This is a genomic window from Kosakonia sp. LAM2021 (genome assembly GCF_016620385.1).
GTDB lineage: Bacteria > Pseudomonadota > Gammaproteobacteria > Enterobacterales > Enterobacteriaceae > Kosakonia > Kosakonia sacchari.
In genome coordinates, this window is sequence record NZ_JAENHT010000010.1 from 15,154 (window position 1) to 32,508 (window position 17,355).

18 protein-coding genes are annotated in these 17,355 nt (G+C 55.9%); 11 read left to right on the plus strand and 7 right to left on the minus strand.

What is annotated here, in order from left to right; all coding sequences use genetic code 11:
• Window positions 1-11 precede the first annotated feature (11 nt).
• On the plus strand, window positions 12-536 hold the full coding sequence (locus JKP81_RS18780; protein ID WP_200552915.1) for a metal-dependent hydrolase: 525 nt from the start codon (window positions 12-14) through the stop codon (window positions 534-536).
• Window positions 537-596: 60 nt separating this feature from the next.
• Here the strand turns inward: JKP81_RS18780 and cysS are convergent, their stop codons facing one another.
• Window positions 597-1,997, minus strand: coding sequence for a cysteine--tRNA ligase (cysS, locus tag JKP81_RS18785; protein ID WP_200552916.1), 1,401 nt, complete (start codon window positions 1,995-1,997; stop codon window positions 597-599).
• Window positions 1,998-2,170: 173 nt separating this feature from the next.
• On the opposite strand from cysS, the gene ppiB reads away from it, so the two are divergent.
• From ppiB to mnmH, 5 genes are all read left to right on the plus strand, one after another.
• Window positions 2,171-2,665 carry a peptidylprolyl isomerase B gene (gene ppiB / locus JKP81_RS18790; protein ID WP_020456843.1) on the plus strand — a complete coding sequence of 165 codons (495 nt, stop codon included), beginning with the start codon at window positions 2,171-2,173 and terminating at the stop codon, window positions 2,663-2,665.
• A 3-nt stretch (window positions 2,666-2,668) separates the two neighbouring features.
• Window positions 2,669-3,391, plus strand: coding sequence for a UDP-2,3-diacylglucosamine diphosphatase (gene lpxH / locus JKP81_RS18795; protein ID WP_200552917.1), 723 nt, complete (start codon window positions 2,669-2,671; stop codon window positions 3,389-3,391).
• Window positions 3,392-3,519: 128 nt separating this feature from the next.
• Window positions 3,520-4,029 (plus strand): 5-(carboxyamino)imidazole ribonucleotide mutase, encoded by a 510-nt coding sequence (gene purE, locus JKP81_RS18800; protein WP_200552918.1) that lies wholly within the window; start codon window positions 3,520-3,522, stop codon window positions 4,027-4,029.
• Window positions 4,026-5,093, plus strand: coding sequence for a 5-(carboxyamino)imidazole ribonucleotide synthase (gene purK, locus JKP81_RS18805; RefSeq protein ID WP_200552919.1), 1,068 nt, complete (start codon window positions 4,026-4,028; stop codon window positions 5,091-5,093). The genes purE and purK overlap by 4 nt, the downstream gene beginning before the upstream one ends.
• Before the next feature lie 88 nt (window positions 5,094-5,181).
• Window positions 5,182-6,261: a tRNA 2-selenouridine(34) synthase MnmH gene (gene mnmH, locus JKP81_RS18810; protein WP_200552920.1), complete on the plus strand. Its 1,080-nt coding sequence runs from the start codon at window positions 5,182-5,184 to the stop codon at window positions 6,259-6,261.
• On the opposite strand, the gene JKP81_RS18815 is transcribed toward mnmH, so the two are convergent.
• The 6 genes from JKP81_RS18815 to ybbA all read right to left on the minus strand — a co-directional run bounded on the left by JKP81_RS18815 (window position 6,258) and on the right by ybbA (window position 13,569).
• Window positions 6,258-6,917 (minus strand): methionine ABC transporter permease, encoded by a 660-nt coding sequence (locus tag JKP81_RS18815; RefSeq protein ID WP_200552921.1) that lies wholly within the window; start codon window positions 6,915-6,917, stop codon window positions 6,258-6,260. The two genes, mnmH and JKP81_RS18815, sit on opposite strands and share 4 nt — an antisense overlap.
• Window positions 6,910-7,932, minus strand: a complete 1,023-nt coding sequence (sfbB, locus tag JKP81_RS18820; protein ID WP_200552922.1) for a virulence-associated ABC transporter ATP-binding protein SfbB — start codon at window positions 7,930-7,932, stop codon at window positions 6,910-6,912. Before sfbB ends, JKP81_RS18815 begins: the two co-directional genes overlap by 8 nt.
• A 57-nt stretch (window positions 7,933-7,989) precedes the next feature.
• Entirely contained in the window at window positions 7,990-8,826 is an 837-nt protein-coding gene (locus JKP81_RS18825) for a MetQ/NlpA family ABC transporter substrate-binding protein (RefSeq protein WP_200552923.1), read from the minus strand.
• A gap of 301 nt (window positions 8,827-9,127) precedes the next feature.
• A complete protein-coding gene (locus JKP81_RS18830; RefSeq protein ID WP_200552924.1) occupies window positions 9,128-10,273 on the minus strand; it encodes a porin in 1,146 nt (381 codons plus the stop codon).
• Between the two features lie 198 nt (window positions 10,274-10,471).
• A complete protein-coding gene (ybbP, locus tag JKP81_RS18835; RefSeq protein ID WP_200552925.1) occupies window positions 10,472-12,886 on the minus strand; it encodes a putative ABC transporter permease subunit YbbP in 2,415 nt (804 codons plus the stop codon).
• Window positions 12,883-13,569, minus strand: a complete 687-nt coding sequence (ybbA, locus tag JKP81_RS18840) for a putative ABC transporter ATP-binding protein YbbA (RefSeq protein WP_200552926.1) — start codon at window positions 13,567-13,569, stop codon at window positions 12,883-12,885. Before ybbA ends, ybbP begins: the two co-directional genes overlap by 4 nt.
• On the opposite strand from ybbA, the gene tesA reads away from it, so the two are divergent.
• The 5 genes from tesA (at window position 13,540) to JKP81_RS18865 (ending at window position 17,335) form a co-directional block, all read left to right on the plus strand.
• A complete protein-coding gene (tesA, locus tag JKP81_RS18845) occupies window positions 13,540-14,163 on the plus strand; it encodes a multifunctional acyl-CoA thioesterase I/protease I/lysophospholipase L1 (RefSeq protein WP_020456831.1) in 624 nt (207 codons plus the stop codon). The genes ybbA and tesA overlap by 30 nt on opposite strands.
• A 28-nt stretch (window positions 14,164-14,191) precedes the next feature.
• Window positions 14,192-14,962, plus strand: coding sequence for an SDR family oxidoreductase (locus JKP81_RS18850; RefSeq protein ID WP_200552927.1), 771 nt, complete (start codon window positions 14,192-14,194; stop codon window positions 14,960-14,962).
• A 61-nt stretch (window positions 14,963-15,023) separates the two neighbouring features.
• Window positions 15,024-15,878, plus strand: coding sequence for a co-chaperone YbbN (locus JKP81_RS18855; RefSeq protein ID WP_200552928.1), 855 nt, complete (start codon window positions 15,024-15,026; stop codon window positions 15,876-15,878).
• Window positions 15,879-15,962: 84 nt separating this feature from the next.
• Window positions 15,963-16,877, plus strand: coding sequence for an SPFH domain-containing protein (locus JKP81_RS18860; RefSeq protein ID WP_200552929.1), 915 nt, complete (start codon window positions 15,963-15,965; stop codon window positions 16,875-16,877).
• Window positions 16,874-17,335 carry an NfeD family protein gene (locus JKP81_RS18865; protein ID WP_234455721.1) on the plus strand — a complete coding sequence of 154 codons (462 nt, stop codon included), beginning with the start codon at window positions 16,874-16,876 and terminating at the stop codon, window positions 17,333-17,335. Before JKP81_RS18860 ends, JKP81_RS18865 begins: the two co-directional genes overlap by 4 nt.
• Window positions 17,336-17,355: the final 20 nt, after the last annotated feature.

The window sequence follows — 17,355 nt, forward strand, 5'->3', positions numbered from 1 at the left end:
AGACCTGCGTTATGCCAACGATTGTTACACATGCGGCTGTCCCGCTTTGTCTGGGATTGGGGCTCGGCAGTAAAGTGATCCCTCGCGGCTTACTGCTGGCGGGGATAGGGCTTGCTATGTTGCCCGATGCCGACGTGCTGGCGTTTAAATTCGGTATCGCTTACGGCAATGTTTTCGGTCATCGCGGGTTTACCCACTCCTTGCTGTTCGCTTTTGTGGTACCGCTATTGGTGGCCTGGCTTGGGCGAAAATACTTCAAAGCGAGTCTGGCGCGCTGCTGGGCGTTTCTCACCGTGTCGCTGTTGTCGCACAGTCTGCTGGATTCTATTACCACCGGTGGAAAAGGCGTCGGCTGGCTGTGGCCATGGTCCGATGAACGCTTCTTTGCGCCGTGGCAGGTGATCAAAGTCGCGCCGTTTGCGCTGTCGCGCTACACCACACCGTATGGTCATCAGGTGATTATTTCGGAGTTGCTGTGGGTGTGGCTGCCGGGTGTGATTCTGATGCTGCTGTTGTGGAAAATGCGGCGGGGATAAATCGACCACCGCAAGTACTTTTGCAGGGACAACAAAAAAGCGGCCGAAGCCGCTTTTTTCTTACTTACGACGCCAGGTCGTGCCCTGCGGGCCATCTTCCAGCACGATACCCATCTCGTTCAGACGGTCACGCGCGGCGTCGGCTGCCGCCCAGTCTTTTGCTTTACGCGCATCGAGGCGCTGCTGGATAAGCTTTTCGATCTCAGCCACTTCACTGTCATCCGCCTGCGCACCGCTTTGCAGGAAGAGATCCGGATCCTGCTCCAGCAGACCCAAAACGCCCGCCAGTTCACGCAGCTTTTTCGCCGCCGCATTCGCGCCCAGCGAATCCCCGTCATGCTTCAGCGTATTCACTTCGCGCGCGAGGTCAAAAAGCACGGAATAGGCTTCCGGCGTGTTGAAGTCATCGTCCATCGCTTCGCAGAAGCGTTTCTGGAACAGCTCACCGTTCTCAAAATAACGGTGTTCCGCGTTGTTGCTATCCGTACCACGCAGCGCGTTGTACAGACGCTCCAGCGCAGAGCGCGCCTGTTTCAGGTTCTCTTCGCTGTAGTTCAACTGGCTGCGATAGTGACCGGACATCAGGAAGTAGCGCACGGTTTCCGCGTCGTAATACTTCAGCACGTCGCGCACGGTAAAGAAGTTGCCGAGCGATTTTGACATCTTCTCGCGATCAACCATCACCATGCCGGAGTGCATCCAGTAATTCACGTATTCGCCGTCATGCGCACAGGTTGACTGAGCGATTTCGTTTTCGTGGTGCGGGAACATCAGATCAGAACCGCCACCGTGGATATCGAAATGCGAACCCAGTTGTTTGCAGTTCATCGCCGAACACTCAATGTGCCAGCCCGGACGCCCTTCGCCCCACGGCGACTGCCAGCTCGGCTCGCCGGGCTTGGACATTTTCCACAGCACGAAGTCCATCGGGTTGCGTTTTACTTCCGCGACTTCGACGCGTGCCCCCGCCTGCAGCTGATCCAGATCCTGGCGCGAAAGCTGGCCGTAAGTCGGATCGGTCGGCACCGAGAACATCACATCACCGTTTTCGGCAACGTAAGCATGTTCGCGTTCCAGCAGGCGCTGAGTGATTTCAATAATTTCATGAATATGGTGCGTTGCGCGCGGTTCGCTGTCCGGGCGCAGGATATTGAGCGCGTCAAAATCCTTATGCATCTCAACGATCATCCGGTCGACCAGCGCGACAAAACTTTCACCATTCTCATTAGCGCGCTTAATGATTTTGTCGTCAATATCAGTGATATTGCGGACATATTTCAGCTTATAGCCGAGAAAGCGCAAATAGCGGGATACCACGTCAAAGGCGACAAACGTACGGCCGTGACCGATATGACAGAGATCGTAAACGGTAATACCACACACGTACATGCCGACTTCCCCGGCATGAATAGGTTTGAATTCCTCTTTTTGGCGCGTCAGTGTATTAAAGATTTTTAACATCGAAGATTCCATGTGGACGTGTGTGGAACGAAAACCGCATATATTACCCGTAATTCAAACCCGAAGCAGCACACTTTGCAAGGTGATCCAGCCTCGCGGTTATGCTATAACAAGCGACTATCTCTGACCCACTGGCGGGTCTACGCACTACACTATCAGAACAGGATGCAATAATGGTTACTTTCCACACTAATCACGGCGACATCGTAATCAAAACCTTTGATGACAAAGCGCCTGAAACAGTTAAAAACTTCCTGGACTACTGCCGTGAAGGTTTCTACAACAACACGATTTTCCACCGTGTTATCAATGGCTTTATGATTCAGGGCGGCGGTTTCGAACCGGGCATGAACCAGAAAGTCACCAAAGACCCCATCAAAAACGAAGCCAACAACGGTCTGAAAAACACCCGTGGTACGCTGGCAATGGCGCGTACTCAGGCTCCGCACTCCGCTACCGCACAGTTCTTCATCAACGTGGCTGATAACGACTTCCTGAACTTCAGCGGCGAAAGCATGCAAGGCTGGGGCTACTGCGTATTTGCCGAAGTGGTTGAAGGCATGGACGTTGTTGACAAGATCAAAGGCGTTTCTACCGGTCGCAGCGGCATGCATCAGGACGTGCCGAAAGAAGACGTGGTGATTGAAAGCGTAGACGTCAGCGAGTAATTGGTGGCGACACTCTTTATCGCAGATTTGCATCTGCAAACAGAAGAACCGGCGATCACCGCCGGTTTTCTGCGTTTTTTGGCCGGTACGGCGCGTGAAGCCGATGCGCTCTACATTTTGGGCGATCTGTTTGAAGCGTGGATTGGCGACGACGATCCAAACCCGCTGCATCAGCAAATTGCTCAGGCGATCAAAGCCGTTGTCGACAGCGGCGTTCCTTGCTACTTCATTCACGGCAATCGCGATTTCCTGCTCGGAAAACGCTTCGCACACGCCTGCGGTATGCAGTTGTTACCTCAGGAACAGGTACTCGATTTGTATGGCCGTAACGTGCTGATTATGCATGGCGATACGCTCTGCACCGACGATGCCGGTTACCAGGCCTTTCGCGCCAAAGTGCACCAGCCCTGGCTGCAAAAGCTGTTCCTCGCCCTGCCGCTGTTTATCCGCCGTCGTATTGCCGTTAAAATGCGCGCCAGCAGTAAAGCCGCCAACAGCAGCAAGTCGCTTTCGATTATGGATGTAAACCAGCACGCCGTGGTGGAAGCCATGGAAAAACACCAGGTGCAGTGGTTGATCCACGGTCATACCCATCGCCCGGCAGTGCATGAACTCACGGCGAATAACGCGCCCGCATTCCGTGCCGTTTTAGGCGCATGGCACAGCGAAGGCTCAATGGTGCGCGTCAGCGAAAGCGATGTCGAACTGATTCATTTCCCTTTCTGAATACGCTTGCGATTACGCGTCAAACGCGTGAAACATCGCTACGCAACCGTTTTCCTTGCCCGTTTTACATGCTATTCTCTGTGCCCTCTTATGTAGTCTGAAGCACACCCACAGGAGTTTTGAGACGTATGTCTTCAAGCAACCAACCGGCGCGCATCGCCATTGTTATGGGCTCGAAAAGCGACTGGGCCACCATGCAGTTCGCCGCTGAAATCCTCGATACCCTGAACGTTCCGCACCATGTTGAAATCGTCTCCGCACACCGCACCCCGGATAAACTGTTTAGCTTCGCCGAAAACGCGGAACAAAACGGTTACCAGGTGATCATTGCCGGTGCCGGTGGCGCGGCGCATCTGCCGGGCATGATCGCGGCGAAAACACTGGTACCGGTGCTGGGTGTGCCGGTACAAAGCGCTGCGTTAAGCGGTGTGGACAGCCTCTATTCTATCGTGCAGATGCCGCGCGGCATTCCGGTGGGGACGCTGGCGATTGGCAAAGCGGGTGCGGCCAACGCCGCGCTGCTGGCCGCGCAGATCCTGGCGCAGCATGATGCGCAACTGCATCAGCGTTTGACAGACTGGCGCAAATCTCAAACCGATGAGGTGCTGGATAATCCGGATCCGAGAGGCGCGGCATGAAACAGGTTTGCGTATTAGGCAACGGTCAGCTTGGCCGGATGTTGCGCCAGGCCGGTGAACCACTCAGCATCGCGGTCTGGCCGGTTGGCCTGGATGACGCGCCGGAAGCGGTGCCGTTTCAGCAGAGTGTTATCACCGCTGAAATTGAGCGCTGGCCGGAAACGGCGTTAACGCGTGAGCTGGCGCGCCACCCGGCATTTGTTAACCGCGACGTGTTTCCGATAATCGCCGATCGCCTGACGCAAAAACAGTTATTCGACAAACTCGAACTGGCCACCGCACCGTGGCAGTTACTGGCGGATAAAAGCGAATGGCCCGCCGTGTTTTCCCGCCTGGGCGAGCTGGCGATTGTTAAGCGCCGCGTGGGGGGCTATGACGGTCGTGGGCAGTGGCGTTTACGCGCCGGCGAAACGGATCAGTTGCCGGACGACTGCTACGGCGAGTGCATTGTTGAACAGGGCATCAATTTTTCCGGTGAAGTATCGCTGGTCGGCGCGCGCGCGCGTGATGGCAGCACCGTTTTCTATCCGTTGACGCACAACCTGCATCAGGATGGCATTTTGCGTACCAGCGTAGTTTTCCCGCAGGCGAACGCCACGCAGCAACAGCAGGCGGAAAACATGCTTTCTGCCATCATGCATGAGCTGAACTATGTCGGCGTGATGGCGATGGAGTGCTTCGTCACACCCGGCGGGCTGCTGATTAACGAACTGGCGCCACGCGTGCACAACAGCGGTCACTGGACGCAGAACGGTGCATCTATCAGCCAGTTTGAACTGCATCTGCGCGCGGTGGTGGATCTGCCGTTGCCGCCGCCAGTGGTCAACAGCCCATCGGTGATGATCAATCTGATTGGCAGCGATCTGAACTACGACTGGTTGAAACTGCCGCTGGTACATCTGCACTGGTACGACAAAGAGGTGCGTGCGGGGCGCAAAGTGGGCCATCTGAACCTGAACGATGATGACACCGCGCGTCTGAGCGCCACGCTGGAAGCACTGGTGCCGCTGCTGCCGCCCGAGTACGCGAGCGGCATTGCCTGGGCACAGTCAAAACTGCAGTAATCTCCCGCCGGGGAATTGATCTCCCTTGTTCGGGGCGTAAAATCTGCACGCTGGTGGTTACCACCAGCGTTTTGCAGAAGGAAGCCCAATGAACAACGCCACGGATTATCTCGCTCTCCTGCGGGATGAAACGCCTCTTATTGATGTTCGCGCACCGGTTGAGTTCGCCAAAGGCACCATGCCCGCCGCCATCAATCTGCCCTTAATGAACGACCACGAGCGCGCGGCTGTCGGCACCTGCTATAAACGCGAAGGCGCAGAAGCCGCACTTCGTCTCGGCCACCAACTGGTTAATGGCGAAACCCGCGAACAACGCATCGAAGCATGGCGGCAAGCCTGCGCGCAATATCCGCAGGGTTACCTTTGTTGCGCCCGCGGCGGTCAGCGTTCGCATATCGTTCAGCAGTGGCTGCGAGAATGCCAGGTGGACTATCCTCTGGTGGTCGGTGGTTATAAAGCGCTGCGCCAGGCCGCTATCGAGGCAATCCAACAATGCATGCAACGCCCGGCGTTGCTGGTGGGTGGCTGCACAGGGAGTGGCAAAACGTTGCTGGTGCGTTCACAGCGTAACGGTATCGATCTTGAAGGACTCGCCCGGCATCGCGGTTCCTCGTTTGGCCGGACGCTGCAACCGCAGCGCTCACAGGCCAGTTTCGAAAACCAGCTGGCAGCGGCGCTACTGAAAGTGACTCCCCCGTACTGGCTGCTGGAAGACGAAAGCGCCGCGATTGGGGCGAATCACCTGCCAGAGGTAATGCGCGAGAGAATGGCGCAATCGCCGCTGGTGGTGGTGGAAGATCCCTTTGCACAACGGCTGGAGCGTTTGCGTGTCGACTATTTCGTACAAATGCACGCGGCGTTTATCACCCGCGACGGTGAGGAGGAAGGCTGGCGTCAGTATGCGGAATATCTGCGCCACGGGCTTTTTGCCATTCGCCGCCGTCTGGGGTTACAGCGTTATGCGGAATTGACGCGTCATCTGGAGAACGCGTTGGATCAGCAGCAACGCAGCGGCAATACCGAGGGGCACTTCGCATGGCTCGTGCCGCTGCTGGAGGAGTACTACGATCCAATGTACCGCTACCAGCTTGAAAAGCGCGCGAAAGCCATTCGCTTTCGCGGCACTTTTGCAGAAGTAACGGCCTGGCTGGCAGCACACAATCCTTAATGACGATCGCGTTTATCGGCGCGTTTCGCCAGCCAGTCGCCCAGTACCTGGACTATCTGTACCAGGATGATCAGGGCGATCACCGTTACGATCATGACCTGAGTTTCATAACGGTAATAGCCGTAGCGGATCGCCAGATCACCCACCCCACCACCGCCGACAATCCCGGCCATCGCGGAATACCCAATCAGGCTGACGAGCGTAATGGTCAGGCCGCGCAGCAGACCCGCGCTGGCTTCCGGCAGCAGCACGGTACAGATAATGCGCAGCGGGCTGGCACCAAAGGCTTCCGCCGCTTCAATAATGCCTTTATCCACCTCGCGCAGGGCGCTATCGACCAGCCGCGCATAAAAGGCAATTGCCGCCACAGACAGCGGCACCGACGCGGCAATCGGCCCAATGGTGTTGCCGAGCAAAAACTGCGTCACTGGCAACAGCAACACCAGCAGGATCACGAACGGCACTGAGCGGATAATATTCACCAGCACCGTGCTCACCAGATAGATCGCGCGGTTTTGCCAGAACAGGTGCCTGTCGGTAACAAAAATCAGGAAACCGAGCGGCAAACCGCCGACAATCGCCAGCACCGTTGAGATGCTTAACATCTGGAAAGTTTCGCCAAAGGCGAGGCTCAGATCGGCCATTAAATCATCCACGGATCACCTCCACCTGCGCGGTACGGTTGCGAATATAGTCCACGGCGTCACTCACTCCCGCCGGGTTTTCTGCCGACGTCAACTGCACCACTAGGATGCCAAGCGCCCGCTCGCCGATGTACTCAATTTTGCCGTGTAGAATATTAACCGCGACGCCAAATTTTACTGCCGCGTCAGAGAGCACCGGCTGCTCAGCGGAGTCACCAATAAACAGGATCTTCAGTAATTGCCCCGGCAGATGCTGTTGCAAACGCTCCGGTAAGGTCAAATTCAGCGTGTGCGACACCAGCTGGCGGGTGAAGGGATGCTGCGGATGGGCAAAAATATCGAACACATCGCCCTCTTCCACCACTTTACCGCCGGACATCACCGCCACCCGATCGCAGATCGATTTGATCACGTTCATCTCGTGGGTGATCAGCACAATGGTGATCCCAAGTTGTTCATTGATCTGCTTGAGCAGGGCCAGAATGGTGGCGGAGGTTTCCAGATCCAGCGCCGAGGTCGGTTCATCACACAGCAATACATCCGGGTGATTAGCGATGGCGCGTGCAATACCGACCCGCTGCTTCTGCCCGCCACTGAGTTGCACCGGGTAGCGGTTGGCCTTATCGCTTAACCCCACCAGTTGCAGGATCTCGGCCACGCGCGGCGCGATTTTACTGCGTTCCCACCCCGCCGCTTTCAGGCTGAAAGCCACATTCTGCGCCACGGTGCGGGTATGCATCAGGTTGAAGTGCTGGAAAATCATGCCAATGCGCTGACGCGCTTTGCGTAATGTGATGCCTTCCAGCGCCGAAATCGCCACACCATTGATTTTGACGCTGCCCTGGCTTGGGCGTTGCAGCGCATTCAGCGTGCGCAGCAGCGTACTTTTGCCCGCGCCGCTGGTACCGACAATGCCGAAGATCTCCCCCGGCGCAATACGCAGCGTGACATCCTCTACCGCCCGGGTCGTGCTCGTACTGCCGCGCGCTGCGGGGAAATCCACGCACACTTTTTCTATTTCAATCATGCAAACCTCAAACGACAAAAGGCAGGCCGCAGCCTGCCCGTCAAATCAGCCGGAGTGTTACTTTTTATCCGCGCTCTGCATCCAGTCGGGTTTCTGGAACGCGCCGTAAACATTGTTCGGATCGTCAATTACCGCGCGGTAAGCCGGCGATTTCACCACCTCGACAATATCCTTCGCGAACGGTTTATCGGCATCTTCCGTACGCACCGCAATGATATTTTTCAGGTTCTCATCGAGGTGCTCTTGTTTGAGCGCAGAGGAGAGATTCAACCCGGCGGCAATCGCAAAATTGCCATTTACCAGCGACGCGGTCACGCCGTCCAGCGTACGCGGCAGTTGCGCCGCTTCCAGCGGTTTAAACACCAGCCCTTTCGGGTTGCTGGCAATATCGCGCTCGGAGGCTTTAGTCGGATCGATGTTATCTTTGATAGTGATGAGGTCGAGCGATTGCAGGAAACGCAGCCCGCGCGCCAGGTTGGTCGGGTCATTGGAGAGCGTGACAATATCACCCTTTTTCAACTCATCCAGGCTTTTGATTTTGCGTGAATAAAAGCCCATGCCCGCCGTCGGCACCGTAATCAGCTTGGTTAATTTCAGGCCCTTATCGGCGGTGAATTTGTCAAAATAGAGGCTGTGCTGGAACAGGTTGGCATCAATACTGCCGTTCGCCAGCGCCATATTTGGCTGTACGTAATCGCTAAATTCACGCACCACTACTTTATAACCTTTCTCTTTTAGCGACGGCGCAATCGCTTGTTTCACCATATCGCCATATGGCCCAGGTGCGACGCCAAAAACAATGGTGTGCGGATCGCTGCTGGCGTGAGCAAACGGTAAGCCGCAGGCCAGAAGTAATGCGCCGAAGGTCGCGCGCAAGCTGAGACGACGTCCCATAAATTCTCCCTAACGAGTTGAGCTGTTGTGTGACGCGACGTACAGTGCGGCGCGTTCCATTTTCACTTGATTGATAAGGCTGCTGAATAAGATGGCATAAACACAGCGCAGCGGTAATTGAAATAAATTCAACATGCTGTGAACTATGTCACTGAATGGCGGGGAGATCTTTGCGGGGTAAGGCGATGAAGCATAACGAAAAGCCCTGCCCTTAATAGGTTTACTGGCCTCTCGTTATGCTTTTTATTGCTAAGCATTGCCGGATTTAAACGAAGCGTTAAACCCGGTGGATGCAGACTTCTTAGAAGTCGTAACGCAGACGAACGATGTTCATGTCGCCCAGGTCGTCGGTGCTGGAGGTGAATACGTGTTCGTAATCGACACGGAAACCGTAATCCAGCTGGAAGGTCACACCCACGCCGTTATCGATACGCTGGTAATCACGACCCGTGGTGTATTGCAGACGGTCACCCATGACGTACGGCTGTACATATTTAAGCGCGTACTGGCCGACCGGGATTTTGTAGCCGGCAAAATATTCAATACCCCATGCGTCGCCCGCGAAGTAGTTATGAATATCTTTTTTACCGGTGGTCAGATAGTTTTCGTACCAGCCGCCGCCGAAGGAGAAGGTCCAGTTATCCGGCGTCCAGCTCAGCGCTGTGCCATAGATATTCTGGCTGTAGGTATCGCTGCCGCCGGTGTTGACGTTGCGCATATCGGCCTGGGTATAGTTCCACGCCGTACCCCATGTCAGGTCTTTGGCAATGTGGTAATCCACGCCCAGAGAACCGCCGCCTTTACGTTTGTAACGCAGACCGTTACCACGCAGCAGATCGTTATCAGAGAACAGGTAGGATGCATAAATGTCAGCATCACCAAAGGTGTTTTTGTATTTCAGCATTTTACGTGAACGGTAAGAACCGTCGTAATCGCCATTGATACCGTTACCGGAAGCCTGGGCTTTCATGTCGTAATCCCAGATATCGGTTTTCGCACCAACCACATCGTAGTACACGCTGTTCTGCTGGCCGAAGGTCATAGTACCCCAGGTCTTACTTTTCAGACCGGTGTAGAGCATACGGCGAGTGGTGTTATGCGCGCCGTCTGCATAGTGGCTGTCCCAGTCGAACAGCGCCGGAATGTTCACGCCCAGTTCGTAATAGTTAACCCAGCTAATATCATCGAACAGGTAGTAATCAGTCGCGAAACGGAAACGGGTACCGCCGTCGTAACCATTACGTTTGTATGAGTGTTTATCACCGTCGCCCATCATGTTATCGAATTGCGGACGAATAGAACCACCAACGGTGAAGTTCAGGCGGCTTAACGGATTGCCAGCCTGCGGATCTTGCTTAAGTACAGTAATTTCCGCCTGAGTTGCGAAAGACGTCAATGCCACTGCTGCGCCGATGGCTGTCGCCAGAGCGGTTGTTTTTATTTTCATGGTTATTCCTTGATGGATAGACACCACTAGTAAGTTACTAGCGGCGAAATATTAACGTCTAAAAGCTTCTATTTGGTGGGGTTTTTTTGTTGTTTTGTGCTGGTAAACAATTGCCAGGGGAACTTTTACACTTTGAAACAGACGCACACCGATAGAATTATCGGTGTGCGTTTCGTTGAGCAAATATTGATGAAGGGATTAATTACTGAATTGACGAAACAGCGCTTTTCCTTTAAGCAAACGCGCGCCAAGCCAGCCGCCGCACAGCGAAAGTAACAGCGCGCCGCACAACGGTAACGTTGTCCACAAACGCCAGTCCGGCTCCCACGGAAAGTCAAACACGCGAGTTTGCAGCACCGCCAGCGCGGTTTCCGCGCCCATCGCCGCGACCAGCCCGGAGACCAGCCCCAGCAGCGCGAATTCACACCACAACGTGGTTCGCAGCAGCCGCTTGCCCGCGCCGAGCGTGCGGTAAACTACCAGCTCCTGGTGACGCTGACGCATACCGACTTGTACCTGCGCGAGCAGCAGCAACACACCGCAGGCCGTGACCAGCACCACCATCACTTCCAGCGCCCGGCTTACCTGCTCAAGCACCTGACCGACCTGTTTTAAAATCGCGCCAATATCCAGCAGGCTGATGGTCGGGAACGCCCGGTTCAGTTGCGTTAACATGCCGTTGCCGTTCTGCCAGCGGAAACTGGTGAGCCAACTCTGCGGCTGGCCGTCCAGCGCACCCGAGGAGAAGATGAAGAAGAAGTTTGGCCGCAGGCTTTCCCAGTCAACTTTGCGCAGGCTGCTGATTGTGGCGCTGAATTCTTGCGTATCACCCATAAACGTCACGGAATCGCCCAACTTCAGGCCTAACCGCTGCGCCAGCCCCTCCTCAACAGAAACCTCACCATTTTTCGGCGGCCAATTTCCGGCGGTGACCGGGTTATGATCCGGGCGCTCTTGCAGCCAGGTGAGATTGAGTTCGCGGTTCAGCGCCTCATCCTGGTTACCCTCCGTTGACTGGCCGTTAATTTGCGTCATCCTTGCCCGCACGATCGGGTAGAACGCCTCTGGAGCAACACGATGCTGCGAAAGAAACGCTTTCAGCGGTGTCACTTGCTCCGGTGCAATATTGATTAAAAAGTAGTTCGGGCTTTCCGGCGGTAACTGCTGTTGCCACCTGTCCAGCAGATCGCCGCGCAGCACCAGCAACATCGCCAGCAACATAAAGGAGAGCGAAAACGCCGAAAGCTGGCTCAGCGTTGACCACGGCTGGCGCAGCAGCCGGTTCACCGCAAGACGCAGCGGTAGCGCTTTGAATGTCAGGCGTTTGAGCACATTAAGCAACAGCCAGCCCACCACGCCGCACAGCAATGCCAGCACCACAGCGCCCGCCAGCACGGCCCATAACAGCATACTGCCGCCCATCAGCCAGGCGAGTAGCAGCACGGCTACCGCGCAGATCACCGGTACGTAGAACTTTAGCGGCCAGACATTGGCCACCGCATCACGTCGCAGCACACGCAGCGGCTGCGTCGCCAGCAGCAAGCGATAGGGCCGCAGTCCCACCAGCAGTGAAATCACCACCATCGCCCCGACGGCCCACAGCCACGGCCACAAACTGGCGGGTGGCAGCGCGGCAGGCAGCACTGGCTTGAGCAGCACCATTAATACGCTTTCGAATACCAGCCCGATAGCGCCCCCGGCCACCACGGACAGCGCCAGTACCATTAACCACTGACCGACAATCAGTTTGCGTAATTGCGCACGGCCCGCGCCCAGGGTTTTCAGTACCGCCACCAAATCATAGCGACTGCGGCAATAGTGCCCCATTGCTACCGCGACGGCGGCTATCGCCAGCAGCAGCGTTAAAAGCGCAGATAACAACAGGAACTGCTGCGAACGCTGCAAGGATTTGCCCAGCGCACCTTCATCCTGCTCCAGCCCGTACCAGCGGTGCTCCGGTTTTAACTGTGGCAGCAACCATTTTTCGTAGGCATCTAACTGCGCAGGCGTGCCGCCAAATTTCACCCGCCAGCTGACGCGGCTACCCGGCTGCACCGCGCCGGTTTTCGCCACATCGGCGATATTCATCAACAGACGTGGTGCCATCTGAAAAGGGTTAAAGCCTGAATCCGGCTCCTGCACCACTTCCCCGGCGATACGCAATGTGGCATCGCCCACATCAATAGAATCGCCGATTTTCAAATTGAGCAGCGCCATTAAACGTGGTGCCAGTAACACTGTTCCCGCTTGCGGTTTTAACCCCGCCGGGCTGGTTTGCAGCTCACCATAAAGGGGGTAAATGTTATCAACGGCTTTCACATCGGCTAATTGCGGCGTGTCGCCGGCAAAAGTCATAGTGGCGAAACTGATCTGTTCGCTGACTCGCAGCCCTGTTTTTCGCGCTTCATCCAGCCACGCCTGGGGTATCTCACGAGAGCTGCGCAGCGCTCTGTCGCCCGCCATAAACTCCCGGCTCTGCTGGCTAAGCCCTTTTTCCATGCGATCGCTGATGTTGCCGAGCGCCAGCACGCAAGCCACCGCCAGACTTAGCGCCATCCAGACAATCAGCAGCGACGGCGAGCGCCATTCGCGCCAGAACCAACGGGCTATCATGCATCCTCCCGCAGTTCACCATTGACCAGCCGCAACCGCCGGTCACAACGCGCGGCAAGCTGCGGATCGTGCGTCACTAACAACAGCGTGGTGCCGTATTGTTGATTCATGGAAAAGAGCAAATCAGCGATCTTGTCGCCGGTTTGCCTGTCGAGATTACCGGTGGGTTCATCGGCGAACAGCACTGCCGGACGGCCATTAAACGCGCGAGCCAGCGCCACCCGCTGCTGTTCGCCGCCGGAGAGTTGTGCGGGCAGATGATCCAGCCGTTTACCCAGCCCCAACTCTTCCAGTAACGCTTTCGCGCTACTGCGGCTTTCACTGCTGTTTTCGCCACGCAGCAAGGCCGGGAGTTCGACATTTTCCAGCGCATTCAGCGTGGGAATGAGCATAAAAGATTGAAAAACAAAGCCGACATTTTGCGCACGTAGTTGCGCGCGCGCCTCTTCATCCATCTTATGCAGAGGTTTGCCGAGCAGGTTCACCTCGCCGCTACTGCCATCGTCTAACCCGGCGAGGATCGCTAATAAGGTGGACTTTCCGGAGCCGGATTCGCCAATCAGGGCGATGGTCTCGGCTGGTTTGACAACCAGCTCAACTCCGGTAAGGATGGAAAGCTCATGCTCCCCCTGACCGACGGACTTCTTAAGATGATGAACTTCAACAATGTTTTCCGCTGGCATTTGCCCTTCCTGTTTTTGCTTTTGTTAACCTTTCGCGCCGCGGCGGCGGACACGTTACTGATTCTTGGCGACAGTCTGAGCGCCGGGTATCGCATGGCGGCGAATGCCGCGTGGCCTGCGCTACTCAATGATAAATGGCAGCAAAAACCGACGGTCATTAATGCCAGCATCAGCGGTGACACCTCGCAGCAAGGGCTGGCGCGCCTGCCTGCACTGCTAAAAGAGCATCAACCGCGCTGGGTGCTGGTGGAGCTGGGCGGTAACGATGGTCTGCGCGGTTTCGCGCCGCAGCAAACAGAGCAAACGCTGCGCCAGGTGGTGCAGGCGGTGAAAGCCGCCAACGCGCAACCGTTGTTAATGCAAATTCGGCTCCCTGCCAACTACGGTCGCCGCTATAATGAAGCCTTTAGCGCCATTTATCCTAAGCTTGCCAAGGAGTTGGATGTTCCTCTGCTGCCATTCTTTATGGAAGAGGTCTATCTGAAACCGCAATGGATGCAGGATGATGGCATCCATCCCAACCGCGATGCGCAGCCGTTTATTGCAGACTGGATGGCAACGCGACTGGCGCCTTTAGTTAACCACGACTCCTGATTGTTCAGGCACGCCCCCAGGTAAAGTTATGCAAAAAGCAGTCTTAATAACAGGATGTTCCAGCGGTATCGGGCTGGAAAGCGCACGCGAACTGAAGCGTCAGGGTTTTCGCGTGCTGGCGGCCTGCCGTAAACCGGACGATGTCGCCCGGATGGCAAGTGAAGGCTTTACCGGCATTTTGCTCGATCTTGACGACGCGCAAAGCGTGATACGCGCCGCCGCCGAAGTGATAGCGCTGACCGACAATCGCCTGTATGGGATCTTCAATAACGCCGGATACGGTGTTTATGGCCCGCTCGATACCATCAGCCGCGAACAGCTGGAACAGCAGTTTTCCAGTAACTTTTTTGGCACTCACCAGCTCACCATGCTGCTGCTGCCTGCGATGTTGCCGCACGAAGAGGGGCGCATTGTAATGACCTCCTCGGTGATGGGGCTGATCTCAACGCCAGGCCGCGGCGCTTATGCCGCCAGCAAGTATGCGCTGGAAGCCTGGTCGGACGCTTTGCGAATGGAGCTACGCCATACGGGCATCAAAGTGAGCCTGATTGAACCCGGCCCGATCCGTACGCGCTTTACCGACAACGTGAATCAGACACAAAGCGATAAACCGGTGGAAAACCCCGGCATCGCCGCACGTTTTACGCTGGGGCCGGAAGCGGTCGTCGCCAAAGTGCGCCATGCTTTTGAGAGCAGCAACCCGAAAGTGCGCTACCCGGTAACGCTGGTGACATGGGCGGTGACCTTTTTAAAACGCCTGCTGCCGACGCGCATGATGGATAAAATTTTGCACGGGTGAGTTGAAGGCGCGAAGCCCGTCCCCCATGTATGACGAAACAGTGAAATAAAGAGAACTTAGTATGTCTGCACAGAATATTGTCAATATTACCGAAATGAACCTGCAACAGGTGCTTGAGCAATCCGTTGCCACGCCGGTGCTGTTCTATTTCTGGTCCGAACGCAGCCAGCACTGTCAGCAACTGACGCCGGTGCTGGAGAATCTCGCTGCCCAGTACAACGGGCAATTTATCCTGGCGAAAGTCGATTGCGACGCAGAGCAGATGGTGGCATCGCAATTTGGTTTACGCGCCATTCCTACTGTTTACCTGTTCCAGAATGGCCAGCCGGTTGACGGTTTTCAGGGACCGCAGCCGGAAGAAGCGATTCGCGCGCTGCTGGATAAAGTGCTGCCGCGCGAAGAGGAGCTGAAAGCACAGCAGGCCATGCAATTGATGCAGGAAGGCAAGCATATCGACGCGCTGCCGCTACTGAAAGAAGCCAGCCAGCTGGCGCCGCAAAACAGCGAAATCACGCTGCTGCTGGCGGAAACGCTGATTGTATTGAACCGCGCGGATGAAGCCGAAGCGGCACTGAAAGCGGTTCCGTTACAGGATCAGGATACCCGTTATCAGGGGCTTATCGCGCAGATCGAACTGCTGAAAAAAGCCGCGGATACGCCAGAGATCCAGCAGTTGCAACAGCAAGTTGCAGATAACCCGCAGGACGCGCTGCTGGCTACACAACTGGCGCTGCAACTGCACCAGGTGGGCCGCAATGAAGAAGCGCTAGAACTGCTGTTTAGCCACCTGCGCAAAGATCTGGCAGCGGCTAATGGTGAAGCGCGCAAAATGCTGCAAGAGATCCTGGCCGCACTCGGCACCGGCGACGCGCTGGCATCGAAATACCGCCGCCAGCTCTACTCCCTGCTCTACTAATTCCCCTGCTAAATTTGGCGATCGCGCTGTTTTAATCGCTAATTCGGGCTAAGATGGCATCAAATTAAACAGGAGGTTTTTTTGATGCCAATCGTCATTCTGGTTCTTATCTTCGTCGCGCTGGTGGTGGTTATCTCCGGTGTGAAAATCGTCCCGCAAGGCTTCCAGTGGACTGTGGAACGCTTTGGTCGTTTCACCCGCACGCTGCAACCGGGTTTAAGCCTGGTGGTGCCGTTTATGGATCGTATTGGTCGTAAGATCAATATGATGGAACAGGTTCTTGATATCCCTTCGCAGGAAATTATTTCTAAAGACAACGCCAACGTCACCATTGACGCGGTGTGCTTTATTCAGGTGATCGACGCCCCGCGCGCCGCTTATGAGGTGAGCAACCTGGAACTGGCGATCATCAACCTGACCATGACCAATATCCGTACCGTGCTCGGCTCAATGGAGCTGGACGAAATGCTTTCACAACGTGACAGCATCAACACCCGTCTGCTGCATATTGTGGATGAAGCCACCAATCCGTGGGGCGTAAAAGTCACGCGTATTGAAATCCGCGATGTGCGCCCACCGGCGGAATTGATTGCCTCAATGAATGCACAGATGAAAGCGGAACGTACCAAACGCGCTTACATTCTTGAAGCTGAAGGGATCCGCCAGGCGGAGATCCTCAAAGCCGAAGGGGAAAAACAGTCGCAGATCCTGAAAGCGGAAGGCGATCGCCAGTCGGCGTTCCTGCAGGCGGAAGCACGTGAACGTTCAGCAGAAGCCGAAGCCCGCGCCACTCAAATGGTGTCTGAAGCGATTGCCGCCGGGGATATTCAGGCGGTGAATTACTTCGTCGCGCAGAAATATACCGACGCGCTGCAACAAATTGGTTCGGCGAACAACAGCAAAGTGGTGATGATGCCGCTGGACGCCAGCAGCCTGATGGGCTCGATCGCCGGGATCGCCGAACTGGTGAAAGACAGTGCCGGCGAGCGTAAAAAATGATTGCCGCACTGCTGCTCGAACATACGCACCTTGCCTGGCTGGTGCTCGGCGGCCTGTTGCTGGCTGCGGAAATGCTGGGCGGTAACGGCTATCTGTTGTGGAGCGGCGTCGCAGCGGTGATCACCGGACTGCTGGCGTGGGTTATTCCTTTCGGCTGGGAGTGGCAAGGTGTGCTGTTCGCCGTGCTGACCATGCTGGCCGCCTGGCTGTGGTGGCAGTGGCTTTCGCGGCGGGTAAAACAGCAAAAACCCGCCGACGCGTCGCTGAACTTGCGTGGGCAACAGCTCATCGGTCGCCGATTCCAGCTTGATAACGCACTGGTGAATGGTCGGGGCCATATGCGCGTGGGCGACAGTTCGTGGCCGGTCAGTGCCGACCACGATCTCGCAGCCGGAACGCGTGTTGAGGTGACAGCCGTTGAAGGCATCACCTTACGCATCAAAGCCGTAAACGAATAACAATAACGCAAGGATTCAGG